17 protein-coding genes are annotated in these 26,775 nt (G+C 39.5%); all 17 read right to left on the minus strand.

The features are described 5' to 3' along the window. Nucleotides 1–89 precede the first annotated feature (89 nt). The 17 genes from QUE03_RS16825 to QUE03_RS16905 all read right to left on the minus strand — a co-directional run bounded on the left by QUE03_RS16825 (nucleotide 90) and on the right by QUE03_RS16905 (nucleotide 26,176). Entirely contained in the window at nucleotides 90–3,059 is a 2,970-nt protein-coding gene (locus QUE03_RS16825; protein ID WP_286263118.1) for a TonB-dependent receptor, read from the minus strand. Nucleotides 3,060–3,141: 82 nt separating this feature from the next. Further along, complete coding sequence (locus QUE03_RS16830; RefSeq protein ID WP_434019791.1) at nucleotides 3,142–6,318, minus strand: family 16 glycosylhydrolase; 3,177 nt, start codon at nucleotides 6,316–6,318, stop codon at nucleotides 3,142–3,144. A gap of 309 nt (nucleotides 6,319–6,627) precedes the next feature. Continuing rightward, the gene (locus tag QUE03_RS16835) at nucleotides 6,628–7,461 is read right to left on the minus strand and encodes a LytR/AlgR family response regulator transcription factor (protein WP_286263119.1); all 834 of its coding nucleotides are present in this window, start codon (nucleotides 7,459–7,461) and stop codon (nucleotides 6,628–6,630) included. Further along, nucleotides 7,448–8,569 (minus strand): sensor histidine kinase, encoded by a 1,122-nt coding sequence (locus QUE03_RS16840; RefSeq protein ID WP_286263120.1) that lies wholly within the window; start codon nucleotides 8,567–8,569, stop codon nucleotides 7,448–7,450. Before QUE03_RS16840 ends, QUE03_RS16835 begins: the two co-directional genes overlap by 14 nt. Nucleotides 8,570–9,112: 543 nt before the next feature. Continuing rightward, nucleotides 9,113–10,975: a putative bifunctional diguanylate cyclase/phosphodiesterase gene (locus tag QUE03_RS16845; RefSeq protein WP_286263121.1), complete on the minus strand. Its 1,863-nt coding sequence runs from the start codon at nucleotides 10,973–10,975 to the stop codon at nucleotides 9,113–9,115. After that, on the minus strand, nucleotides 10,972–12,543 hold the full coding sequence (locus QUE03_RS16850) for a GGDEF domain-containing protein (protein WP_286263122.1): 1,572 nt from the start codon (nucleotides 12,541–12,543) through the stop codon (nucleotides 10,972–10,974). Before QUE03_RS16850 ends, QUE03_RS16845 begins: the two co-directional genes overlap by 4 nt. After that, complete coding sequence (locus tag QUE03_RS16855) at nucleotides 12,536–12,967, minus strand: hypothetical protein (protein WP_286263123.1); 432 nt, start codon at nucleotides 12,965–12,967, stop codon at nucleotides 12,536–12,538. Before QUE03_RS16855 ends, QUE03_RS16850 begins: the two co-directional genes overlap by 8 nt. Continuing rightward, complete coding sequence (locus QUE03_RS16860) at nucleotides 12,964–14,238, minus strand: hypothetical protein (RefSeq protein ID WP_286263124.1); 1,275 nt, start codon at nucleotides 14,236–14,238, stop codon at nucleotides 12,964–12,966. The genes QUE03_RS16855 and QUE03_RS16860 overlap by 4 nt, the downstream gene beginning before the upstream one ends. Nucleotides 14,239–14,561: 323 nt before the next feature. After that, entirely contained in the window at nucleotides 14,562–15,653 is a 1,092-nt protein-coding gene (locus tag QUE03_RS16865) for a family 20 glycosylhydrolase (RefSeq protein WP_286263125.1), read from the minus strand. A 134-nt stretch (nucleotides 15,654–15,787) separates the two neighbouring features. Continuing rightward, complete coding sequence (locus QUE03_RS16870) at nucleotides 15,788–16,687, minus strand: SMP-30/gluconolactonase/LRE family protein (protein ID WP_286267895.1); 900 nt, start codon at nucleotides 16,685–16,687, stop codon at nucleotides 15,788–15,790. Between the two features lie 69 nt (nucleotides 16,688–16,756). Next, nucleotides 16,757–19,264 carry a family 20 glycosylhydrolase gene (locus QUE03_RS16875; protein ID WP_286263126.1) on the minus strand — a complete coding sequence of 836 codons (2,508 nt, stop codon included), beginning with the start codon at nucleotides 19,262–19,264 and terminating at the stop codon, nucleotides 16,757–16,759. Nucleotides 19,265–19,343: 79 nt separating this feature from the next. Continuing rightward, complete coding sequence (locus tag QUE03_RS16880) at nucleotides 19,344–20,312, minus strand: sugar kinase (RefSeq protein ID WP_286263127.1); 969 nt, start codon at nucleotides 20,310–20,312, stop codon at nucleotides 19,344–19,346. Then, the gene (locus QUE03_RS16885; protein WP_286263128.1) at nucleotides 20,309–21,754 is read right to left on the minus strand and encodes a sodium:solute symporter family protein; all 1,446 of its coding nucleotides are present in this window, start codon (nucleotides 21,752–21,754) and stop codon (nucleotides 20,309–20,311) included. Before QUE03_RS16885 ends, QUE03_RS16880 begins: the two co-directional genes overlap by 4 nt. A gap of 356 nt (nucleotides 21,755–22,110) precedes the next feature. Further along, nucleotides 22,111–22,497 carry a RidA family protein gene (locus tag QUE03_RS16890; protein ID WP_286263129.1) on the minus strand — a complete coding sequence of 129 codons (387 nt, stop codon included), beginning with the start codon at nucleotides 22,495–22,497 and terminating at the stop codon, nucleotides 22,111–22,113. Between the two features lie 29 nt (nucleotides 22,498–22,526). After that, entirely contained in the window at nucleotides 22,527–24,032 is a 1,506-nt protein-coding gene (locus QUE03_RS16895; RefSeq protein ID WP_286263130.1) for an N-acyl-D-amino-acid deacylase family protein, read from the minus strand. 4 nt (nucleotides 24,033–24,036) lie between these two features. Then, nucleotides 24,037–24,918, minus strand: coding sequence for a MurR/RpiR family transcriptional regulator (locus tag QUE03_RS16900; RefSeq protein WP_286263131.1), 882 nt, complete (start codon nucleotides 24,916–24,918; stop codon nucleotides 24,037–24,039). Nucleotides 24,919–24,973: 55 nt separating this feature from the next. Continuing rightward, a complete protein-coding gene (locus tag QUE03_RS16905; RefSeq protein WP_286263132.1) occupies nucleotides 24,974–26,176 on the minus strand; it encodes an amino acid deaminase in 1,203 nt (400 codons plus the stop codon). Between the last annotated feature and the right edge of the window lie 599 nt (nucleotides 26,177–26,775).

Here is a 26,775-nt window from a genome sequence, read left to right on the forward strand (position 1 = left end):
TACGCCGCCCAAAACCTCAGGCGGCAGCCACATTGTTTTCACAATGATTAAAGAAAAGAAGAGGCAACTAAAACAGTTGCTTTAGTTACTTATTGGAAGCTATAACGCACACCTAAGATATATCGAGGACCGTACTCTCGAGCGAATAGAAATTGCTCTTCATATCGACCATAGCCTTGTTCAGTTTCGTTATTAAGGTTTATGCCATCGAAGAACACCGTAAAGTTTTCATCAATGTCATAGTTCACACTTAAGTCCCATTGCGCGTATGATTTTGCAAACTGAGGCGGGTTATCAGACGAGCCTTGATCTTGACCAACACCAATTAAGTATTCATCACGCCACGCATAAGTCACTTTGACTGATAGCCCATCCTTTTCATAAAAGCCTTGGAAGTTGGCGGAATCACTCAATCCTGTCAACGGTGTCTGCTGCGCTAGACTATCAACATCAAATTCAACATCGCCATCTACAAATGTGGCATTAACGCCTACACCAAAGCCCGTTTCACCGATCAAGTGCTGAACTGCCACTTCAAAACCATCAACGGTTTTAGTGTCTGGCGCGTTAAATGGCTTGCGAATGTCCCATTCAATCAAAGGGTCATCTGAGTTAGGCTCTAAATACCCTTGGCTGTTAAGTGACGAGCCATTTGCTTGTATTTCGGCAAATATTGCATCATTGGTTGCTTGTTCCCCTCGGGCTTCAATGCTGGCAATCGCTTGATTCCAACGTGGCCCTAAGTAGATATCATTCATGCCGTCAATGGTGGTTGGGTCAATTTTACTGCCGATAAAGTTTTCAACATCTTTCCTGAAATAACCGACCGCCGCATAGCTACCTTCGGCATAGTAATATTCAAGGCTTAAGTCAAAATTCTCTGACTCGAAAGGCTCTAGGTTAGTATTACCTTCGCTACCATTTCTTGAACCAATTTTGGGACTTCCTGATAAATTTCTTCCGCCCGCTAAATCGCCTAATGGCGCGCGAGTAATAGTTTTACCCCAAGAAACGCGTCCTACAATCTCTTCGGTGATATCTACCCTAAGATCAACCATAGGTAGAAAAACATCATGCTCACCGGTTAGCGCTAAACTATTGTTTTCACCAGGTAAATATTGTGTATGCCACTCACTACCACCTTTCCACCAAACTTCTGTAGGAACGGGCTGTAACACCTTACTTGTAACATCTGTTTCTTCGTACCTAACACCAACATTTAACTGTACAGGAAAATCTGCAACATCAAATTCCCACTGAGTTTGCACATAAAAACTTGTTGTTTCTTCTTGCACAGATCCCTTAGAAAAAGTGCCCATGTCATGATACGCCGTGGTCGCAAAGTAGTCACTTCCACCTAGTAGTTCATTGGTTAAGAACGCTTCAGAGCGAGCCACCACTTCATCAAAGTCAAAGGTATAGTAATAATTGGGATTTAAGGCACTACCACCGCCGTCAAATTCCTCAAGAAAATCCCCTGTGCCGTGGCGCACAAACATGCCATCAGGAAATATTTCAGGCCAAGAGGGGTTAAACAAGAAGCCACCAATTAAACCACTCCATGCATTTGAACCACTCATTGTTTGATCGGTATAAGCTGCGCCAAATTTCACGTCAACCAAAGGTATATCAAAGACATCATTCTCCCATGTTCCGTGTAGTTGAAATTGTTCAATCTCTGATTTGCCAGGCGAGTGAACAAATTGGCTAAAATGAGAGTCCATCTCGCCCGCCGCTAACTCTGTCGTGCCATTATTCCAATAGATTTGTGCATGTGGCACTTCGCCGTTTCGGTAATCATATGTCTTAGTTCGGAGCTGATCTGAGCCCAAGACTAATGATCCGTAACTTCCTAGGCCTTCGTCTTTACCATTATCGATTTCACTCGAGGAATCATGGTAATCAAAGACCAAGCCTAAGGAATCTGTCACTTGCCAATCAACGTTAAAACCAACCGACTCTTCTTTAACCTCTGTGGTACCACGAGACGCAGTAAATGAACCATCATTGCCACTGATATCAGCGAATACTGCCGTGCCATTATGATCGAGTTCATAGGCATTAATATTGCCGCCATAATCATTCCACATCCCCCAGCCAATTGAGTTCTCTCCTGTGGTTGCGTCTGTTCGAGTGTAATCGACGGACAGGATCAGATCGTCTGTTGGTGCATATTGAGCGACAATATGACCATTAGTGCGGTCACGTTCTAGGTTATTAATGCCATAGTTCATATCGCGTGGGAAAAAGTGGTTTCCAACTCGGTTACCTTCGGCATCTATTGCTCTTGGGTCTATAACATTATCAGCATCTAAGTTACTCGGCAGAGCGACATTAGCTTGCCAACCTTGTATATTCGCCGATTGTTGTTGAAAATCTCTTTCGTGATGAGTTAATGAGAACGCAAGGCCGAACGTGTCATCCAAAAAAGTATTCGAATACAGCGCAGACAATTCTGGTGTTACATCGTCACCCTCTTCATTGGAAGAGTCATGAATAGCTTTTGCCGAAAACGTATATTTTTCACCAGGATTGGCCAAAGGCTTACGCGTTACAATGTTAACTGTTGCACCTAAGCCACCACTTGGATTTTCTGCGCGTGCGGTTTTGTATACCTCCAATGCAGAAACGCCATCAGAAGATAAGTTTTCTAAACTATATGAACGAGTGTTACCGGTGCCCGGCATTTGACGACCATTTAGCGTAATTAAGTTAAATTCTGGACCAAAACCACGTACAGTGATTTGACTCCCTTCACCATTACTTCTGCTTACTGATACACCAGTAATACGTTGAAGTGATTCAGCTAAGTTAGTATCGGGGAATTTACCCATTTCTTCAGCAGATATAGCATCAACAACACCTGACATATCGCGTTTTACATTTAATGAACGAATTAAGCTACCACGAATACCGCGTACTTCAATAACTTCTACTTCGTCTGCTGTCGTATCACCTAATTCATTTTCTTGAGCAGATAGGCTTGTACTGATATTGCCCGCTAAAAGTGCAGAAATAACCAGTGCTAATCTTTTTTTAGTAAATTGTAAGTGTTTCATATTAACCCTACTAAATTTAATTTGATGTTAAATTGGCGATAGGCGTCTACCGCACAGTCATTTTTAATTAAGAGGTTTGAGCCTATGGCACCGTTATCGCAGCATTATCTATACGATATACAGCCCCATTTCCCGTCCCCCAAGCAGGGAATACCATAACGACATCTATCGCACTGATATCTAAACCCGCATCAAACAAATCCAATAGTGAATATGTAAAGGTTTGCCACTGTCCAACAACAGGATCAACACCTTCCAAGCTCGCTGACAAATCAAGTTCAACAGCTGAAGTTGCATCACCAGATTCAATTTTGAATTTCCAAACTGAGTTTGCATCGTTTGGTGCGCTTACGACTTTCATGTCAAAGCGAACCACGCCACCTTGTAATAAAGCACTTGCATCATAGTAAACACCGTCATTTGCTAAAAAGCCCATGACAGTAGGTGATTCACCAATCGAAAACTCTGCAACCATTCCATGTGATGCATCATCCTCTTCTTCCGTAGGAGTAGAACCTGCGCAACAGTCCCAAATAGGCCATTCGCTGTGTTGTGCATTCTCATAAAGTGTTAGTCCCATGGCTTGTGGAACACTTGAAGGATCGTAAATCATGACATTATCCAATCGATAAACCGCGCCTTCTCCAGTTCCCCAGGCAGGGAAAACCATCAAGACATCGATCTGGCTAATGTCCAACCCAGCATCAAAAAGATCTTGAAGTGAATAAGTGTAGGTTTGCCACTGATCTTGAACAGGTGCCGCTCCCTCATCACTTGCAGTTAAATCAAGCTCAACCGCTGAAGTGGCATCACCTCCTTCGATTTTGAACTTCCAAACTGCACTGGTGTCATTGGGCATACTTGTGACTTTCATTTCAAACTGTACAACGCCCGTTGTCAGCAGGTTTGATGCATCAAGATAAACGTCATCGTCCGCCAGCAGTCCCATCACTGTTGGGCTTGCACCAATAGCAAACTCTGCTGTCAGTCCGTGGTCTGTATCATCATTTTCAACAGTAGGTGTTGAACCGCCGCAACAGTCCCAAATTGACCATTGCTCTAATGCTTGGTCAGCAAACAATACGTGTCCATTGAAACCGCCAGAGGCATTTGGATCATATATTTTGACGTTATCGACGCGGTAAATAGCGCCTTCACCACTGCCCCAAGCAGGGAATATCATAATGACATCAAGTGCACTTACGTCCAGCCCACCATCGGCAAGTTCAGACAAGTTAAACGTGTAAGTTTGCCATTGACCTTCAACCGGGGCTAGGCCCTCAACACTGGTAATTAAATCCACTTCAATCGCTGAAATAGCATTATCGCTTTCGACTTTGAATTTCCACACAGCATCTGCATTCAAAGGTGCTGAAGTCACTTTCATTTCAAATTGAATAACACCATTGGCTAAAATCGCACTTGCATCAAAGGGCATCGGTTCTGAGTTTGGTTCGGTAATAAAATCAGCGCGTGAGATAAATCCCATAACAGTTGGACTTGCTCCGATCGCAAACTCTGCAACAGCACCATGGCTATCATCATCCGTTTCGACGGTTGGCGTAGAACCGCCACAACAATCCCACATTGGCCAGCTGCCATTTTCTGCATCAGCGAATACAACCAATTCAGGGGAGTTTGTATCTGCAGCTATTTCAAGTGTTGAAATTCTATAAACAGCGCCCTCACCAGATCCCCATGCAGGAAATACCATGACTACATCAATCGCACTGATGTCTAAACCTAAGTCCGCTAACATTTGTAATGGGAAGGTATACGTCTGCCATTCGCCAGCACTTGGTATTTGTCCTTCAAGACTATCGCTCAATGGGATTTCAACGGCTGTTCCTGCGCCTTGGCTTTCAATTTTAAGTAACCACGGTGCGGTAGCATCATTCGGCAATGAAACAGCTTTCATCCTGAAGGTCACGCTACCATTTTCAATAATAGGGCTTGCGTCAAATGGGGATGCTTTGCCATTAGAGTCTGTAATGAATTCATCGCGGGAGATAAAACCATTAACCGTAGGCGAGCTACCTACAACAAATTCCGTACTGTTTCCTTGTTGTTCATCGACCACCACTTCCGGTGTTGAACCGCCACAGCAGTCCCAAGCTGGCCAATTGGCATTTGGCGTACCATCGAAAATAGTCAAATTAGCAGGAATACCTGTTGAGGGAGGAGATGGGATAGGCGCTTTACCTTCGACTAGCGCATCATCTGTACTGTCGTAACCGCCACGAACGGTTTCACATCCTTTGCCAGAGTCGGGATTTTGCTGACACTGATAGACACGAACATAGTCAACTTCAAAGTGCTGGCCGTCAGCAAACGCGCTAGCATCTATACCAAGGTTATTTACATTTTCAGGCCAATCACCACCGACTGCCAAATTTAATAATAAATGAAAATCTTGATCAAATGGCGCGTTATCCCAATGAGTTGATAGCTCGCCAGAGCCTTGATCGAAATATTCAGCGAACCAACCTTGATGTGAAAGGCCCACAGGCTCATCTTTGCTGTTGTAACGCACTTGGGAACGTCTCTGTGTTTGGTAGAGGTAGTCGTCTACATACCAACGTATTTCACCTTCCTGCCATTCAATAGCATACGTGTGGAAATCATCCGCTGGATTAACTCCCTCTGGTAGCACGTAGTCTTTACCACTGTGCACATTGTCCGGCCAATCCTTTCCGTAGTGCAACGTACCATATATACGGTTTTCTTCAGCACCCGCTTCATCTGCTGCTTTTAAATTGACGGCCTCTAATATATCGATTTCACCGGATTTTGGCCAACCACCGTAAAATTCATCAGTTGGTAACATCCAAAATGCTGGCCAGCTTCCCTGACCACTGGGTAGTTTCGCACGAACTTCAAAGCGTCCATATTTGAAGTCGGCTTTATATCGTGTATTCAGGCGCGCTGATGTATAAGGTTTTTCTGCGCCGTCAGCAGCGGGTAATGCAACGATGTGCAAATGCCCTTCTGAAATGTACGCATTTTCTTCGCTGTCGGTATAACATTGTTTTTCATTGTTACCACCGCCAGCACAGTTAACTTCACGAGTCCACTTTTGCTCATCAATCGATGATGTATCGAACTCATCACTCCAAACTAATGCCCAATCTGTCACTGGCACTGCTGGATCAACTGCATTAGATTTGGTGTTAGTTTCAGCCCCACCGCCACAACCAATTAAGGTTGCTGCTGCAGTTAAGGTTAGTAACTTTGTTATGCTTTTAGTTGCTTTAATCATTTTATTGTTTCCAGTTTAAGCAAGCTATGAGTCCAACATGGCAAGGTTTAGCAGATGAAATCTCTCATTTGTTCGCCTAGTGTTGAACCTCTCCCCACCTTATTCTTGCCAATATTATTTCTATTTTTTTAGGCAATCTGCTTGTAGTTAGCTACAAGTCGCAAGGCACCGATTAGATATCCAATCGGTTACATATTGTTACACTGTTGTGCAAGCCACAATCAAAATGCGGTGTTAGGAATTTTATTTGCGGTATGAAATGGATTTATGGAAAAACTACGACAAAGCGAAAGAAATACGCGACAAAAATTATGAGTGTCGCGCATGAATAATTTTTTGCACTGCCTCACTATAATTGCGGCTTACTTTCAGTTTTACTTCGTTGCCAAGGTCTAGCAAACTTTCATGATTTCTCAGTGTTTTTATGCCTTTAACACAATGAATATTGACTAGTGTTGATTTGTGAATGCGCTGAAATGTATTTTCATCGAGGTCAGCTTCAAGCTTCTTCATGGTGATGCGAACAATAAAATTATCTGTTTGTGTATGAATACACATGTAGTCTCCTGCAGCATCAATCCACCTAATATCGGTTACCGGCACGAAAACTTTTTCATTGTTTGAGTTTTTAATCACGAGTTCTTGTCGATAAGGAGAAGGTAGTGGCTGCGCTGGGTTACCTAGCCATTCTTCCAATTCAGCAATATTGAGCCCAGAACTCTCTCCCAGCGCTTTAAGCAAACGATATTTTTCTTGTTGACGTTGCAAAGGAGATAAACGCTCACGTATGCGCTGCATGGTTTTTTGCAACCGTCCTAAGTTGGCGGGCTTAAGAATATAATCAATAGCATTGAGCTCAAATGCGTCTAAAGCATATTCACTGTAGGCACTGACAAATACCACAAGCGGCATGATATCTGACTGTAAAACCTGCACAACCTCTAAGCCACTTAACCCTGGAAGCTGCAAATCAACAAAGAGCACGTCTGGCTGGAGCTCTTGGCATAGTCTAATCGCTTGATCTCCATCGGTTGCCTCACCAATGATAACCACATCTTCGATATTTTCTAAGCGAAGCTTCAGGCCTTCAATCGCAAGAGGTTCATCATCAACAATGACTGCTGTTATCTTACTTTCGCTCAAGCTTTTCTACCTTTATAAATGGGACTTCAATGCTGACACAGGTTCCACCGTCAACCTGTCTCACCATAAGTTCAATATCATTATTATACATGGTCATTAACCTATCTCGTGTATTACTAAGGCCAATGCCAAAACCAGAGTCTTGTTGTTTGTTTTCAACACCATCGTTAAATACAGTGACTTTTAAGCGGTTATTATGTTTACTGGCAGAAATATTGATATTGCTTGGTTCTTTTCTAGGCTCTACCCCATATTTCACCGCATTCTCGACAATCGGTTGTAAAAACAGCGGCGGTACTTGAGCAAAGAGAGTGTCATTTCCTACGTCAATCGACACACTAAGTCGCTCTCCAAAACGAACTTTCTCAATTGATAGGTACAACTCTAGCAGTTCTATTTCCTTGGTTAAGTTGCTTTTTTGTGCGGTGTTTGGCATTAATGAGTAACGAAAGAAAGAGCACAGTTTATCTAGCATCTCGCCTGCCGTATCGTTGTCCTTTTTGTAAATTAAAGTAGAGATGGCATTCATGGTGTTGAACATAAAGTGAGGATTAAGTTGGTATCTGAGCATTTGTAGCTGCGCTTCTTTAGCTGTTGTTTGTGCTCGAAGTAACATTTCATGCTCTTTTTGAAGCTTATGGTTATAAAGCATGATGAAATAGATTGAAGTCCAAACAAACATAGTAGTTAATGAGAACACAAACCAGCCACCAAATTCGAGCATGTTCCACGCTTCATTCCACTGCTGGTTAAACACAATAACTTTGTAAAAGCTCAACTTAAACACGTTATATATCAGCCCTAAGATGGTAGCTGATACAAAACTGAGTATTAAGGCATTTCGATTAGATAAATGCACTATTTTGCTGATCAATCGCCACTGAAAATACGACAAGGCGAATCCACATAATGTTTCTGCAAATAAGTTAATAATTTGTCCAGAAAAATTGAATCCAGGTGTATCTAGTTGTGGCCTAACGATCGCAAGAAAAACAACAAGCGCGTATGCCAACCAGCCACCAAATTGCAGCATCCAAAACTGCTTTCGTTGACTGATCAGGGAAAGCCCTTCAAGGGTGATAGGTTCATTTGACTTGTTGAACTTCATGATTCAAACCATATGTCTTGATTGAATTGAATATTATTAGCAATAAATAAGGTGAAGCGCAAAACGAATTCCTATCAACGGAGCTATTTTTCGATAACACGTTATTTGCTTGCGGCAACAGGTGCACAGACAAACTTAGGAAACATTTCTCATGAAGGGATCGAATTTCTGTCACTTGGCGATAAATATCACGCAAGAGTAGCTTTTTAATTGAGCACCTGTAATGTAATTCAAGCCAAATAGTAACAAGCTATGACTTACTTACTTCAATAGAAAATAGCCCAATTCATTATTAAACGTGAGAAAAAATGAACAAAATCGCTAAAAACATTCTATGATTTACCGCTGCTCTACTTTTATTTTCAGACATACAATGCAGCTTACATACACAATCTGTTAAGCAAGCCAATGCAACGTTTGGTTTATTTTTTATTAGTGCACTAATAGTGTTATTTGTTTTATATAATAAAAACGTAAACAAGTTTAATTTTAGAAAATTAAGCTATAAATAAAATGAAGCAAACATTAATTTTGAGCAACTTACTATGTGTACTCTTTTGTTAATAACTGACAAAAATCAACAAATGAAAGTGGCTTAGCCCAGTAATATCCTTGCCCTAATGCACAACCATTTATTTTCAACCAATCTGCAGTTTCAAGGTCTTCGACACCCTCTGCTACATTTTCAATCGCTAAACTTTTACTCAAACTAATGATTGCTTTTACTATATGTTGATTATGGGAATTATCGACAATATTTCTGATAAATGACTGATCTATTTTCAGTATTGTTACATTAAACTGATTTAAATAACCTAAGTTTGAATAACCTGTACCAAAATCATCAATTGCAAAAGAAATACCTCTCGCACTCATTTTATTTATTTGCTCTTGAACATGATCTGTATCTTCGAAGATTGTTGATTCTGTAATCTCTAATTCTAATAAATTAGGATTGATGTTATGCGAACTTAAGGCCTTAAAAACGATCTGAGGAAGCACTCCACTTCTAAAGTCAACTATCGAAATGTTAATAGCTACCGAAACATCGCCATGGCCAGCTGCTTGCCACTTGGAGATATCCTTACAGGCGTGATTGATTGCCCACTTAGTGATATCGACAATTTGCCCTGACTCTTCTGCGACAGGAATAAATTCATTTGGCGCGATAAGCCCACGAGTAGGGTGTTGCCACCTGATTAATGCTTCCACACCTACAATTTGGTTATTTTTAAAATCAATTTTCGGTTGATAAAATAACACTAACTGGCCAGTTTTCATCGCATTTTTTAATTCGTGAATATAGAAGTATTTATCGGCCTCTTTAGTTTTCATAAAAGGTTCAAAGTAACAGATGTTGTTAACAGAATGTTCATCTGCATATTGCTGGGCTAAATAAGCATTTTTCTGTAACTCTTCTACACTGTGACCATCAAATGGAGCAACGGTCACCCCAATAGAACAAGTTAAGAAAATTTCAATACCGTCAACTTCAAATTTTGTTGTCATTGCTTGTAAAATTTTCTCTCTAAAAAAGTCCATTTCTTTTGGACTGCCCGTGAGTTTTAGCAGAGCAAAACTATAACCTGATAGTCGATAAGCAAACTCTTCTCCTTGTAAAATAAGGTTTAATCTCTTTGCAACTTGAACCAAGGCCATACTGCCAAAATGATGACCTAATGTATTATTAATTTGTCTTAAATTACTAACATCAAGAATAAACAAGCCTAATTGCAAGTTATTGGCACGTGTTAACAATGACGCGCACTCTTTCTCAAAAACTGATTCATTTGCCAATGACGTTAACTCATCGTATTTCAGTAACTTATCAGCTTGATTTAATTGATGCTGTAAAAAAGTAATATTCTCTGCTCGTTTTTTTAATGCCAGTTTAAAATTACGAATAAATACAAAACTTATAGAGCCGAATAAACTTAACACAACAAGTAAGTTGACCGCTCTGTTCCGATATAAGTAGGGGCTATTTTGATCGACATTAACTAAGTTGGCTTCATGTGCATAAACTAATATGATTATTTGAATAGAAATAGCGATAAACATAGGAATAACGAGCAACCTAGAACCCATGATATAAGCAAGTAATATGATACAAGGGTAAGCAAATAAAGCCGAATTATAGATACCGTCGTAGGACCAAGACAAATAAAAGACTAAGGTTGATATTCCCCACAGGATTAAACCACTAATTACTTGAACAGTATCTGAATTAGACCATAAATACAGCAACAACATGCCAAACATTGTTACCATTAAAGCTGTTTCTACATTGTCATATTGGGTCAATAGTATTTCATTAACCAACAACAGGCTTAATGCAATAACCGCTATGATGATAGTTTTTCTAACCCGATAAACTTCTTTTGAGGCAAGATATCTTAGCATCATGATGACTCAATAATGTCTCGATAAAACGCTATCGATAAATTTTCATTTTGCTTTTCTTTAATAGTGTACATCGCTTTATCTGCCGCTTTCACTAATGAAGATAACGTTGTCTTATCTTCTGGAAAAAAGCTGATGCCAATACTCGTTCCAACCGCTACATTGATATTCTCATCAGAAAGGAAGTAAGGCTTTGTGATTTTTACGATGATCTTGTTACAGATATCCATTGTTTCATCAGCATTAACTTTAGGTAATACAACAACAAATTCATCTCCCCCCCAACGCGCCAAAATATCATTTTTACGTAATGATTTTTTTAATTGTGAAGAAACATAAACAAGTACTTTATCACCCGCCTCATGACCATATACATCATTGATTTGTTTAAATTTATTCAAATCCAACAATAGAATTGCAAAAGGAGCGTTTAACCCTATTAATTTTTCAATTTGCTTCTCACAACCTCGTCGATTAAATAATAAGGTTAAAGCATCGGTATTGGCTTTAATATTAAGTTGCTCAACTTGTTGACGACGAAGTGATATATCATGCAAAGTAATTTGATGATATTCATAAAAATCATCCGTTACTGCTACATTCATTATAACTTGCACCCAAAGCGAGTGTTTTGTATTGCCGCCTAACTTAAACTCTCCACTTGCAAACTCTTCATTACCAAACGCTTCCTCCACCAAAGCAACCAATTGCTGTGGTTCTTCGAACAAATTTTTTAAATATGGGCCAAATCCCTGCTGTAGAGTAATATCTATTCGCTCAAGTAATTCAATGAATGCTTTATTATAAAGCACAATATTACCGTTAGGTTCAGTTAGTACTATCGGCGAGTTGGCGTTTTCAAAAAGCAATTTAAAATGATGAGATAATTGCTCTACCTGCTTACGCAGACTTCGTTCTTTGACGATTTGTTTACTTGAACGCTCAAGTAATCCATTAATATCTTTTACGAGCAAGCCAACCTCGCTCTTTTGATGATATTCTGGCAATGGCACTCTTGCGTCAGTTCCAGGTTTGATCTCATGTAATGTGCGTGCAATCGTTGTGATAGGCCTTGCAACGACGACAATAGAAATAATGATAACGGCTAGAGTAATAATGGCGGCTTGTATTAAGATGGCAAGTTGGTTATCACGACTAATATGCAATGCACGTAATTCAATAAATTCAATATTAGGCGTAATAATTAACTTACCCACTTCACGCTCTTGTTCAAAAGGGGAATAAAGTAAAAAAGTTTGGCTAAATTCAGTTTCTTTATAATTCTCAGAAGCTTCATAAACCTTTTCAGTTGATATTGAAACGCTTTGTACGATGTCATTGCTAGTTAACCCAGCAATCACTTCACGTATCAATTCTTGATCATTTAGATATGTTGCGATTGAAACGGTTGATGAAACTGTTTTATATAATTGGCTAATTTTTACTTTACTTGACTCATATTCATCTACATAAGTTAGTTTAAGAAATATTTGAGATACAATAAGGCCAACCGACAAAGCAGCAAAAATTACCACGATAGCTAATCTTAACGTTAATGCACTTTTATTCATTTAAGCGGTAAACTACTTTAAGGCCACTGGTCATTGCGCTAGCAGGAATATACCCAATAGCTAAAGGGTTTTTCTCTAAGTAAGAAATAACATCATTAATCGTTTCTTTATCAACAACAGTTCTTTTTCTACCAGAAAATTTTAACCTTGCCCAATAGGCATTTACGCTAGCCAAGTTGCGATTAATCAATTGTTTATAGAAAATTTTCTTAAGTTCACGACTCCCAATGAACTCAACGGGCACAGCCAATTCTCCATTTGGAAATGCAGCATATTTCCCCATAAAAATGTCAATAACCTCAGACTTACTTAATTGCTCGACTGCTGTATCTTTTTGCATGACAATAAGCATTTCTTCTTGCGCAGATAATTGCGAAGAAAAGGAGAACAAAAAAGTAAAGAGAGTAGTTTTTAGCTTACTCATAAAGCAAAACTCAAGGTAAACATAAAAGTATTGACCGTTTCCTCAGGGGATCCCGCTGAGGTATTAATCCATAAAGTATCGCCATTTGCCTCTATTTTTGTTCGAATGTATTGCAGTTTTGATGCAAGACTTGGAGTTATGTCCCAACGCCAGCCCATAGACATTGAGGTTTGATTTGAGGAGTAAAAATTTCCGACTGTTTCAATAGCTTCGATTAGAGGAGCAATAGGCTCTTGATACACTTCTGGTTCATCAAAAGAATAATAATTCGAATCGGTTTTAGAAAATAAACTATAAAAAGTATGCTGATTATAGTGATAGGCAGCACTTACATATCCACTTTTTAGATCACTGATCACTTCACTCTCAGAATTAACTTTTGCTAATTCAAAACCAAATAACCAATCACCTAGATATTTCTGCCCACTAAATGACAAATATTTCGCTAACTTGTTTTTAATAGAATAGTCTGAAATAAAACTTTCTTTATTTGGCCAGATAACTTCAGGTATAAGGGCAATTTGCCGATGTAATTCACTGATTGCACTTGACTCATCACTCAGCTTTCCCTGCGTATACCTTGCTTGTAAATTCCAATCATTTTTATCATAAATTAATGATGTACCAACCATATTTTCAAGGGCAATATTTTCAGACTGACTATCAGCTGTAATGGTTGAATCACTCCAACCAAGATAGAATTTTGTCTTTAAAACGGCATCATTAATACGCGTCGAATAAGTTACATCACCACCATCGTAATATAGGTATGGAATAATGCCGTAGACCTCAGTTGGTACATTTGCCCACGTGTACGCAACATTTATGTTCCTATACTCGGTTATGGTAAATAAATTTGGCGATAGTCGCCCAAGCCTAAACGACCAATTAGAGTCAGGGGTATATCGCATAAACGCCATAGAGATGTAATCATCCCATTCAGGTTTGGCTATATCTCTAAATACAACTTGCCCTACCAAATCAATGTGATTGTTGATATTAGTTTCTAGCTGCCCCCCAATAAGGCTAAATTCTTCTAAATCAATATCGCCAGAATAAACACCATTATCACTTCGAATATCACGTCTATAACCATAACGCTCAGAATCAGACAAGGTTAATGCTAAAGTACCAAAACTACTCCATTGAACATCATTAGCATTTATTTGATTATGCAGAAAAAATGATAAAAAAAAGATAAGCTTTCGAAGCACAATAAATACTCGACCTGTTATTTCTTTTAAGATTAGAACATATATATAATGTTGCAACTTATTGAAACATTAACGAAACATCAGTACGAGATGTCGATAGATATAAAAATTTTATACTGTAGAAGAATTAAGCACACTGATTTTTATCATAAGTCAGAGCCTTATCATTAGAACGACAAAAATAAATTTTAAGTAAACTGCCTGTGACATAACTACAAGCGGCTAATAAATTGAATAAGTTAGCCGATAAGTTAACTAAATAAGCTAAAAATAGCCCGGTTCTTTCACAGCCCAAACATTATCAAATTAGCAAGCAATACTTACATGATAGAATACTATCTGCACAATAACGTTCAGCCTTCCTAGAACCAAAAATAACACTAATTATTAGCTTTTATCTTAGGATAAATAATGCTAAAAGTTTTCACCGCACTTGCGCGTTCCTTGTGATCGCAAGCCTTACCTTGATAGCACTGATAAAAACTATCGAAACTTCCCCAGTAAGTATGCATTACTCCAAATAAGCGATTTTTAATAGTGTCGTTGCTGCTTGCGCGCATAGCTATCATATTAGCTACCTGAAATTCAGCAACACTGGGCACTTGATATGATGCACTAATAACATTTAGGCCTTTTACCGCAAAATAGCCCGGTGTTGGTGGCGCAGACTCATATTGCCAGTCACAAATAATAACGTTTTTAGATATCAAATCGATTGCACTGTCAGTATCATTTTTTGAAGCGCCCCACATGCCAAGACCTGTGGTGTGGCCGTTTAGTAACCTGTCGCCCCATATATACATAGCAATATTTTTTCGTGCCAAATGCGCTTGGAAAAGGTTTACTTCATTGGCAAACAATTCAGCTTTATTTTGTCCTCTACAGCGTTCACAACCGTCTTCACCCAAAATAAACACTTCATCCATCCCCAAATGTATACCTTTAGCGCCAAACACTTCAACCAATTCGTCGATCACCGCCAAAACCACATCATGAACATCAGGATGGTTAGGACAATAAGCGCGGGTATAGAAATCTTTATCAAGTACTTTGAGACCTGCATTTTCTTCGAACTCAGGATAAACCCTGAGCAATGAATGAATATTGTCTTTCTTCCAAGATTGATGTCCTAACATATTAATAATTGGAATAATTTCGATATTATATTGTGCCGCCGTTTTAACAATTGTTTTTACTTGCTGCTCAGATAAGGCATTTTTTTCTGCTAGCTCAGGATGAGACTTAAACTGATAATTGTAGTTAATTCTAAGAAACAACTGATTAACCGCTGTCTTTGACAAATCATTGTTAACAAAAGCAATAAATTGTTCAAAATTATCAGGCGCTGGTGAAGCAATGGCAAAACCACGCACAGGCAGTTTTTCTGCTTCTGAAAAAGCCCATACGGTTACAGGCAGTATGATTAAAATTTTAATCAACAGCTTGCTTAAAAATCTTCTCTTTCTTTTCATGAGAGTGCCTTTATTTTATCTCTGCTGGGTTAGAATGCTTTTAGTTATTTTTCTCTAGTTTATTTTTTAATCTCACTTATCCAAGCCTATAGCCAATAACAGCGTGCGTCAGGGAGTTTTTTAGTTCCTTCTGCCTACTTTTCAACAAAACTACGACCTGAAAATTCACTGACAAATGCCTCTATCGCACCACGTTTTTGCATGGTAATAAATACGGTTTTACCATCGCTGCCGCCAAAAGCGACATTGGTTGGAAATTGGCCTTTAAGTTTTACTTCACGTAAAAGCACACCTTGCGGTGAAACAATAGCGATAACTCCTTTACCATAACGCGCGATATATAAGTTGCCGTGAGTGTCTGCTCTCATGCCATCTAAACCATGTGTATCAAAGTGAATCAAAAGTTTTTTATTACTAATGCTGCCGTCGGCAGATAGCTGATATTGCCAAACGTTACCTTGCACACTTTCATTAACGTAAAGCGTTTTATTATCCGGGCTCACTTCTATGCCGTTGGTCGTGCCCATATCTTTTTCCAATAAAGCCACTTCACCGTTTTGGTTAATGCGCCATAACTGCCCCGTATTGTTTGTCCAGTTAGGATCACTCGCCAACAAGATCCCATTTGACATAATGGCAATATCATTTGGCTGATTCATTAAGGGGGAATGAGCGTATACTTCTGCTATCGGTGCTTGCTTATTACTGGAGTTGATACCTGAGGCACTGACTTTTAAAATATTATGATTAACGTAGTCCGCAATATACATATTGCCATTGCGGTCAAAACGAATACCGTTACCAACCGAATTGTTGCTAAGCTTTAGCAGTATTTCACTCTTATTCCTGCCAATAACTTTTCCGATAGTGCCTTGTTGTTGGTAATTTACCGCATATAACACGCCATTTTCATCAACTGCTGGGCCTTCAACACCATGAGTAAAAACACCATCAGTTATCCAATCAGCGCTGCTATATAACTTATTTGAGTTATTATTTAATTCATGACTTGCTACCTGCAAAACAGCCAACATGGAAATGGCAAACGCCAGTGATAAAGTTTTTAACATAAATTCTTCTCATTAAAATTGTGTGAATAAGCTTTATTCACTCGTCATTTGACAATGTTTTAATAAGCTGCGCGCCAGAGGTACTGCAGCTATCACTATCTCTTTTGATTTTTGTTGTAAGGCAAGCAATTTGTTATCCAATCTCCTTAGCGACTTCTTGTGGTAGAAATTATCACTCATACAACCCTCTACTATTGTTGACGCTAGGCGATTAAATTTTTGCAGATCAGAAACAACTGCTGACAACGAAGATAACTTACCGTTTTGAGTTATTAACATGGATAGTTTTTTAGCGTTTTCTTGCCAAGACAAGAACTTCTTCTCCAGTTTTAGTAATGCTGATTTATCCCCTAACTTATACTCCCTTAAATAGCCTCTCATCATGATCAGGCTATAGCTTTCAACTGGCAGGTAATCAACAAAGTTATTCAAAGCTGCATTTTGATGGTACTGATGTTTTTGATATTTCAGATGATGGCGAGTGTAATAATGCGCAGGCTCTAATGCCTCAGCTAAAGTAACTAGCGCAGCAAGTTCTTGATGCTTTTCAGACGGCTTAGCAATTAAATTAGTAAATCCTGCCAGTAGTTGTTCTTGATGCTGTAAACCAATAATATCAGCAGCATAGTCATCAATAATCATTAACCTATGATACATATCATCACTGTCTTTTAGCGACTCGGGTGACCAAAAACGTTCGGCGATGGCAAACAAGCGTGGCCAAGTGCGTAAATCGATATTTTGTTCATCAACCAGCTCTGACCATAATGTCGCTTCGCCGCCTAATATATTTTTAGCCTGTTCAATAGCAAGCAGTGGCTGCAAGGTAATTTTTACTTCCCCTAGAATAGCTTGACCATTCGGCTCTATCGGGTAATAGCTATTTCCAAGCAAAGTAAAGCCACTAAGCGCTCCTGCTGCTGACAGTGATAATTCAAAACGCATTGGCCCCATCCAACTGTCGTGCGAAAAAACAACCTGATTATCTTGTAACTCTTGGAGTGAAGAATGAATTGCTACTTCTTTATGGTGATGTTCATTAAGCTTCAAATAGCCAATAAACTTATTGTTTTTTTCATTGGAGATTAAGGTTAATGAGCCTTTCACCGCACTGCCCTTTAACCTAGGCATAGTAAACGACCACGTGCGCCACTGCTCCGCGTTTTGCATCTGTAGCTGCAGTATTTCATTGGCTTTTTGGCTCGCTAATGCAATATTGGCTAATGGGTCGTTACGATAATGATAAGCTGTCGCTTGCGGTTGGTCGATATAAAATCCTGCTGATAATAATGCTTGGTAACCACTACCCGCTATGCGATTTAATGACTCTAAGCCTCGCCATGATTGCACAACAATATCTTGAGGCAAGTCTTCGTGATGAATTTCATCCCAGCCCATCATTTTTCGTTTATGTTTGCTAAGAATTTTTTGCAGCTTTACGTTGAAAAAACTTTGCACATCATCAGCGTCTTTCAAATTGTGCTTTAGCATTAAGGCTCTGACATCTTTACTACCAAGCCATTGCTTTGGATTTACTTCATCGCCACCAATATGTAGATACTCATCAGGAAACAAATCCGTTAACTCTGTGATAACAGCCTCAATAAATTGATAAGTTTTAGGATTGGTGATATCAAGTAATGGCTCAAATACTCCCCATTGACGCTCCGCAACGTAGTTGTTTTTTTCAGCGATAAGCTCAGGGTAAGCAACCGCAATCGCTGAAGCATGACCCGGCAAATCAAATTCAGGTACAACCCTGATGCCTAAATTATTGGCATAAGTCACTAGTTCTTTGATTTCTTGTTGGGTGTAATACAAGCCATCTGAGGCCAACAGGTGCAATTTAGGGTAAGTTTTAGACTCAATACGCCAGCCTTGATCATCGGTTAAATGCCAATGAAAAACATTGAGCTTAGCCGCCGCCATACCATCAAGTTGCCGTTTAATGGCATTAAGCGGTATGAAATGCCGAACACTGTCAATAAGTAAACCTCGCCATTGAAAACGTGGTTGATCATTAATTTGTATCGCTGGTAATGTTAAGAACTTTTTTTGCGTCACTGTCGCTGAAAGTTCAGGTATAGATATAATTTGTAACAAGCTAGTTAATGCATGCAAAGCGCCAAAATCACTGACCGCTTCAATATGAATAACTGCTTTAGTGATAGTCAGTTGATAGCTTTCGTTATCACCTAACTGAGGTAAATAATTGCCCTGTTCTGCATTATTACCGCTCTCAATAATTAATTTAACATCAGCCAAGTCACTATCTTCAACCGGTATAAAGCCTTGAAAAGCAAAACCCGGTACCCTTTTAACTTGCTCAGTAAAACGTTTGAGCGCAGCATGTTGTCTTTTTTCACTCATACCTGAAACAAACAACTTAGGTGCCTGCGTTAACATAAAACTGCCGTCAGCTTTTATCAGCTGCTTAGGGCATGGCATAAGTGTCAGGCAGTTATCATTAGCCTTATTAACATTGTCTTGTTGTATCGAGTCGCTCGCAATACCACTAAAAGAGCAAAGTATTAAACTCAAAGAGATAACGAATAGTTGCAGGAGCGATACAAGCTTTCTTATTTTAATGATTATTTTTGTTAGCTTTTTCAAAGTTAGTTCAACCTCTAGTTTTTTCGGGGGCGCTAAACTGCATTAAGTCACTCATATCTTCAGGCGCAATAATGGCGCCGGAATACTGGATAACTCGACCTGCAAGTACATGAGCAAATTGCGCTGATAAAGATATTGATTCGCCATTTAAGCGCCTTGCTAAGTAGCCTGCGGCAAAAGCATCGCCGGCGGCGCAAGTATCAATAATTTTTTCTTTAGCTAGTTCAGGACTAGAGATCTGTAACAGAGCAACATCCTTTTCTGCCGCTCTAATTAAACAAGGCTTTGCACCTTGTTTAATGACTAGTTCAACTCCGTCACCGAGCGAGGACAATGGATAACGGCTCAGTATCGATGCAATAGTATCGCCACCATAAAGAGCATACTCATCCTCGTCGGTGAGAAAGGCGATATCAGCTAAGTTCATTGCCTGATGATAAATCGGTAAAGGTTGACGGCTTTGCCATAATATCGGTCGGTAGTTGTTATCAAAAATAACTCGCCCACCTTGACGCTTAAACGTTGTTAGCAGTTGAAACAGATACTGGCAATCTTGAACTGATAAAATCGCTAGACTAATACCGGTAAAATAAAAGTAATCTATCTTGTTGTTGAGCAAGGCGGCTTCAAAGGCCTTATGGGAATGAGAAAAGTAATATTTAGCGGCACTATCATCACGCTCATAACGAAAGCTGCGTTCTCCTTGTTCATTATTGCTTATTGAATATCGCCCGAGCGGTTTTCCTTCTATCTGGCTGACAAAGCCAGTATCAATGCCTTCTTGCTGCCATTTTGCCAGCAGTTGTGAACTTTCGTTATCTTGACCTATTGCGGTCGCATAACTCACCATTACTTTTTTTGGAGATGTCACCCGAGCAAGATAAAGGGCGCTGTTTAAGCTATCTCCGCCAAACCGAAACATGCCCTTTGCATGATTTTCAATCATGCATTCGCCAAAAAACAGGATATTTATCATTTCGCTGCTCTTTGGCTGGGAATACTCGCTTGACTATCTGTCACTTGATAGCTTTTCAGTAAACGAGACGTCAGTAGCGTTACCGTTATACCGGCTAGCGCCGAAAAAAGAATAGCCGGCAATATCGGATTACCAAAGTATTCATGTAAAGGTTTATTGGTGCTAACAATAATGGCAGTCACCGTGCCGAAAAATAACGTGGCTATCGCTCCATACCAATTATATTGCGACCATAAACGCCCCAATAAACCACAGACGCACATGCCTGACATTAAAATAGCAATCATTTTAGTAATATAGGTAATAATGTCATTTGACTTCATCGCCAGTAACAAGGCGGTTCCAATGGTAAAAAACAGTCCAAGGCGAGAAAATAAAATCATTTTATTTTGCTCTGGTGGCTGACCCACTACTAATCGATATATATCAGTTAACAATACGCTTACGCCCGCAATGGCATCAGAGCTAGCACTCGATAAGGTGGCCGAAATACCAGCGATAATAATTAATACCCCTAGCGCCAACGGCATCACATTTAACGCGATATAGGGAAAAGCAAACGCGGCATTATCTAATTCATTGTTGATGCTATATGCGCTCATGCCGATAATAGCTGGGATAATTGAAAAGCCTAAATAAAGTACACCAGAGTAAATAAATGATTTGCGAATCGTATTAACGTTTTTGCCAGAATATATCCGTTGGCGAAATGAGGGAGTTGCGAGTACACCAACTAAAACAGCGAGTGCCAAAGAAAATGCCGATAAGGGGCCCATTTTTTCAAAAGCCAAAAAACTAGTATTTTCGGTAGGCTGTGCTGACATCATTGCTTGCCAACCATCAACATATTCAACGGAGAAATAAGCCATCGCAATAAAGCCGATAAAGAGTATTAAAGCTTGAATAGAGTCAGTCCAGATCACAGCAGTGTAACCACCAATGATGACGTAAATGGCAAAACTTAATGCAATGAGTAACTTAGCCCATTGAAGGTCCATACCAGTCAACCAAGACAGATACATACCTCCACCAATAATGTGGGCGCCAAGCCAACCGATACTGGCCGCATAAATAATAAAAGCGACAATGTTTTTAACATAAGCATTATTATCCACATAATAGCTAAGCTCTTCACTCATGGTGGTGAATTGCAAACGTCGTACAGGTGCAAAAATCCACGCTAATAGTAAAATGCCGCAAGCGCCACCTAAGCCATATAAAGCACCAGCCCAGCCATTATGATAAGCAAAACCAACCGCACCCATGGAAGAGCCTGTGCCTACCATAGTAGCAACGGTGGTTCCTAATGACAGTAACAAAGGCACATTTCGCCCGGCGAGGAGAAAGTCATCGCCAGATTTCTGCTGTCGAGAAACCCACCAACCGACCGTTATCATTAACAACATGTAGCCAATAAAAGCTAAGGTAAATACGATACTCACACTGACTCCTTTCAAAAAATGTTCACTCTTTCGCTGATAGTTATACCCAAGCCACTTGAAAATGCAGTTTCAGAGTTAAGCTAGGAAATCAGAGCAAGGCGCAGCACGCAGGTAATGGTTATTCTCGATAATAGCTCCTGCATTATCCTAATGCCCCACATCCCTGTGGGAACCTTATCAAGTACTGCAACGCTGCACTGTTTTTCTAGCTTAGCTCCCGCAGGGCAAGGCGATAAAGGCTCATCTCCGGCGTTATTGATTTTCACAATGGAACAACCATTCCTTTCAATCAATGTCTTGGTGCTAACCCTTTTTCGACTTGCTGAACCCTGCATTTTCAAGCGGTTTGGGTATAGTTAAGGTGCTTTATAGCAAGTCACATCCACTTCGACTTTACAGTCAACTACTAAATCTGCCACTAAACAGATACGTGCTGGTGGATGTTCGCCAAAAAACTCTTTAAATACCTTATTAAAAGACTGAAAGTAGCGGGCATCAGTTAACACCACTGACACATGGGTAACATGCTCAAGGCGATAATTTGCTTCAGTCATAATTTCAATGCAGTTTTCAATTGCAATACGTGATTGTTCAATAATACCGCCTTCAATAACTTCACCATTACGCATGGGAGTTTGACCTGAGACTCTAAGCCAACCACCCGCTTCAACTGCTCGTGAAAAGGGTAAATGTTGCCCACCAGTACCTTGCCCACCTTCAATGCCATAGCGCTTAATTGTCATTTCATATTCCTTAACTAAGAGTGTTTTTGTTAATCGTTAGGTGAAACCACTTCGTGTTTCAAAAAGCGTCCTGCACCTTTATTTTTTCCGAACATTTGTTTGTCGCTACGTCCCGCTTGATAGCTTAATTGCCCATTAACCCAAACATATTCTATGCCCTTAGATAGTGTTACTGGATGAGAAAAATCTGCTAGGTCAGCAATAGTATCAGCATTAAAAAGCACAATATCGGCGTAATGTCCGACGCGAATAAAGCCTCTTTGCTTTAATTTAAATTCACGCGCAGACAATCCCGTCATTTTGTGAATAGCTTTAGATAAGCTTAATAATTTTTCATCTCGACAATAGCGACCCAACACGCGGGGAAATGTTCCCCATAATCTTGGGTGAGGATGCGGATCACAAGGCAGGCCATCAGAGCCAATCATACTATGAGGAAATGTAATAAACTTACGGACATCATCTTCATTCATACCATGGTAAACCGCACCGGCTGGCTGCAAGCGCAGAGCTGCATCTTGCAAAGAAACTTGCCACTGTTTAGCGATTGCAGCCAATGTTTGTTTAGCTTTTTCAGGATGAGGATCAGACCAAGTGATCAAAATATCAAAGTCTTCTGTCACTTGTTGTAAGTCTAACGTGCTAGAACTGGCATGATACGGGTAACAATCACAGCCAATTTTTTGTGCTTTTTGATGCTTCTCTATGTGAGCGATGACCTCATCAGCTCGACCCCAATTATTTTTACCTGCGCATTTTAAATGAGAGATTACCACTGGAACTTCTGCTTGCTTGGCGGTAAAAAATGCCTCATCTAAGGCATCTATAATTCCGTCAAATTCCGTTCTGATGTGAGTACAATAAATGCCACCAAACTCCTTAATTTGCTCTACTAGAGCTGAAATTTCAGCACTCGAAGCCGCCTGCGCATTTTCATAAGCAAGCCCAGTACTTAAACCTTTTGCGCCATGTGCTAACGCCTGCTTAAATAATTCCATCATGGTCATTATTTCTTTTGCTGTTGCCGGTCGATTTAAATCATCCATCACCTGTGCACGTAAGCTCGTATGACCGACTAATGCAGCGACATTAATACTCGGTTGAACCTGATTATACTGCTTAACAAAATCTTGCAAGGACGGAAAGATAAATTCACTTGCGTGACCCAGTAAGTTAACAGGATCAATGGGCGGGTTTGCCGATTGATACGGGCTCGCACTAATACCACAGTTACCAATAACGACGCTCGTCACTCCTTGGCTAATTTTGTTTGGCATACTTGGATTACGTATCACCTCTAAATCATCATGAGTATGAACATCAATAAAACCAGGTGCTAACGCTAAGCCTTTGCCATCAATTACTTTTTTAGCGGTTAAGTCCTTTAAATCCCCTATTGCAACAATTTTATCGCCGGTAATAGCAATATCTTGCTTAATCACCGCCGTACCACTGCCATCATAAATGTCGCTATTGATAATTAAATAATCACATAGGTTCACCTTAGAACTAGAGGAATTAACATCATTAATCACGCAGTTAATCTCCTAATGGCAAGCGATTAGAACAACTATCACAGCTAGTGCTATCGCTGCTTTCTTCTCGATGGCTATCAAGTTGGATCTTTAAACGTCGTAGCTTTTCGCGCGATTTTCTTTGATTTTTCATTGCCAGCTCGCTCGACAATATATCAATTGCTGCTAACATCACATATCGGGAGGCACTAGGTTTGAAGATGTAGTCACTTTCTTGGGTTTTTATCGGCAAATGATAATCTGCAAATGCCGCCAACTTTCCGTCAGGACAAATAGCAACGACAGTCGCGCCGTATTCTTTCGCTATAACGGCTGAACTATATACATCAGGGCTGATACCACCTAATGACAAGCAAAGCACAACATCATTTTTATCAACAGTAGATGCTGTCATTCGCATCATCATAGGATCCGAATGCGAATTACTCGGAATACCTAAGCGAAAGAATCTATTTTGACACTCTTTTGCCATCATACTACTACCGCCACCAACACCAAAAATTAAACAATGCTTAGCGGCACAAATGCTTTGACTGGCGGCATGAACAATTTCATCTTTAATTAAGCCAACATTGAGCGACAAAATGTCATGAATCGATTGATAAACATGTGAAATATCTTGCTTAGCAACCGACTTTTCATTGGTAAACCTTTCTCCAACCGCTGCTGACTGGGCTATTTTTAGCTTAAATTCCCGTACATTCGCACACTTTAAGGTTTTGGCTAAACGCGTAATGCTGGCATGACTTACCTGCGCTTTTTCAGCTAACTCATTAATTGGCGCATTGGCAGCATAATTTAAATCAGCCAAAATAAAGCGTGCCACTTTTTCTTCGGCTGGACTAAAATGCCCTAAGCCTTCTTTAATACTATTAACAATATCCATTCAATTTACTCTTTGGCTATAAGCACAAGCTCTTATAGCATTTAAAAATTCCGGGTTAAAAAAAGGTTTCGATGGTTTTATTAACAACAAAATTATCGTCAATAAGCCCGATATGACGCCATTTATCCATGGTTAAGCAAGGGTGAGAGCTGGAAAAACAAATGATATCTCCAGGACGCAGTAATGCATTGTCAGTAGTTTTCATCAAACAATGTTGATCCATAATACTGATCACCTGCCATGCTTTATCAACGCTTATCGGCTTTTCTGTCCCTGGCCGATAAAAATATTCCGGCGTAGGTAAACCGGCATCAAAGGCAACATCCCTCTTACCTAGTCCTATCACTGCCAGCCCTGACTCTGGTACGGAATGCACATAGGCCCACAAATGCAAGCTTGAGATTAATTCACCAGATACGTCACAAGCCAATTGACTGCGTTGCACAATTTCATCCTGCGCACTCTGATAAATTCCGGTATCGTGTATTAAATAACAGCCTGGTCGAATAATGGCAGTGTAATTAATATTCCGCATACTCTGGCTAGACATCAACTCTTGAGCGACAATGTCATACCAAGCAGAGCCTGCACCAGTAATAATTATCTGATCTAAATCGAATAAATCTCTTTTGTATAACTTACTCACTAATCGGCTAATGCTTGCAATAAACCTTTTAATTTCTGTTTCTGCTTCATTACCATGAATGACACCCTCATAGAAACTCACGCCACATAATTTTAAATGAGGAAACTGCTTTATAATCTCTAATAATGGCTCGATATTATCAGGGTCACGCCAGCCGCACCGTCCTTGTGCAACACCAACTTCGATCAAAATATTTAAAGAAATATTTCTTACGGAAAAATATTTTCCTAAAGCCAAGGCATTTTCTTTTGAATCAACAAAACAGTAAAACTCTAAATCTGAAGTTGATAGCAAGTCAGCAAGCAATTGCATGTGAAGCTTACCAACTAATTGGTTGGCTAAAATGATACGTTGAATACCATGTTGGGCAGCATTTATCACTTGTGCTATTGTTGCTAAGCTTATTCCCCAACACCCCTGGTCTAACTGCACTTTAAATAATTCTGGTGCCATCGATGTTTTGCCATGGGGGGCTAACTTCACCTCAGCTTCATCACTAAATTTTTGCATCCATATGGCATTATTCAATAGTCTATTTTCATTAATCACGGCAATAGGAAGGCTCACTTCCTCCGCTAAAATACTCCACCCTTTGTCTGCCAGTGAGCTCATGCAGCCACTACCTTTTTCAAACACAGTTGGCTGATGTTGACTATATTGACATTTTAAATTCTTGTTCAACATTCTCTCCCACATCATAACTAGTTGTTTTATTTTAACTTTTACTATTAACATTAAAAAATAGAACAAAAAACATTCAAATAACTGTTGATTTCTCATACATACTAATGTTAAAAAGTAACGAGTTCAAGATGTATTTTTAGTTACTTTATAACTCAACAGATAGTAATTAACACAACATGCTTGGACTAGAAGTGGCGACTTGCTTATGAAGTAACTTCAAAATAGCTATAACATTAACCAGATGACACTATTAATGTTACACGGAATAAAATGATTGCTGTTTAATTGTTTAAGCTTCCCTTACACAAAGCTTATTATTCAAACTATTTTTATTTTATTAGCAGGTCGCCTTCTTCATAAAACGTAATTATTTATAAACTAGTACCGAATACAAATTGTATATTTTATAAACGATATGTAGCTTTTATTTTTTGAGAGTGTATTTTATAACCAACAAATGACAGCGCTGTCCTAGCATAAAAATAAAAATAAGCCATGAATAATTGAATATTAAGATATAAAAATGG

It is taken from the genome of Thalassotalea atypica (assembly GCF_030295975.1).
GTDB lineage: Bacteria > Pseudomonadota > Gammaproteobacteria > Enterobacterales > Alteromonadaceae > Thalassotalea_F > Thalassotalea_F atypica.

Coding starts and splice junctions, on each gene's coding strand:
- QUE03_RS16880 (WP_286263127.1), bottom strand. CDS start 20,312: ATGATAAATATCCTGTTTTTTGGCGAATGCATGATTGAAAATCATGCA.
- QUE03_RS16890 (WP_286263129.1), bottom strand. CDS start 22,497: ATGACAATTAAGCGCTATGGCATTGAAGGTGGGCAAGGTACTGGTGGG.
- QUE03_RS16845 (WP_286263121.1), bottom strand. CDS start 10,975: ATGATGCTAAGATATCTTGCCTCAAAAGAAGTTTATCGGGTTAGAAAA.
- QUE03_RS16840 (WP_286263120.1), bottom strand. CDS start 8,569: ATGAAGTTCAACAAGTCAAATGAACCTATCACCCTTGAAGGGCTTTCC.
- QUE03_RS16825 (WP_286263118.1), bottom strand. CDS start 3,059: ATGAAACACTTACAATTTACTAAAAAAAGATTAGCACTGGTTATTTCT.
- QUE03_RS16900 (WP_286263131.1), bottom strand. CDS start 24,918: ATGGATATTGTTAATAGTATTAAAGAAGGCTTAGGGCATTTTAGTCCA.
- QUE03_RS16870 (WP_286267895.1), bottom strand. CDS start 16,687: ATGTTGGCTGTTTTGCAGGTAGCAAGTCATGAATTAAATAATAACTCA.
- QUE03_RS16865 (WP_286263125.1), bottom strand. CDS start 15,653: ATGAAAAGAAAGAGAAGATTTTTAAGCAAGCTGTTGATTAAAATTTTA.
- QUE03_RS16905 (WP_286263132.1), bottom strand. CDS start 26,176: ATGAGCTCACTGGCAGACAAAGGGTGGAGTATTTTAGCGGAGGAAGTG.
- QUE03_RS16850 (WP_286263122.1), bottom strand. CDS start 12,543: ATGAATAAAAGTGCATTAACGTTAAGATTAGCTATCGTGGTAATTTTT.
- QUE03_RS16855 (WP_286263123.1), bottom strand. CDS start 12,967: ATGAGTAAGCTAAAAACTACTCTCTTTACTTTTTTGTTCTCCTTTTCT.
- QUE03_RS16830 (WP_434019791.1), bottom strand. CDS start 6,318: ATGATTAAAGCAACTAAAAGCATAACAAAGTTACTAACCTTAACTGCA.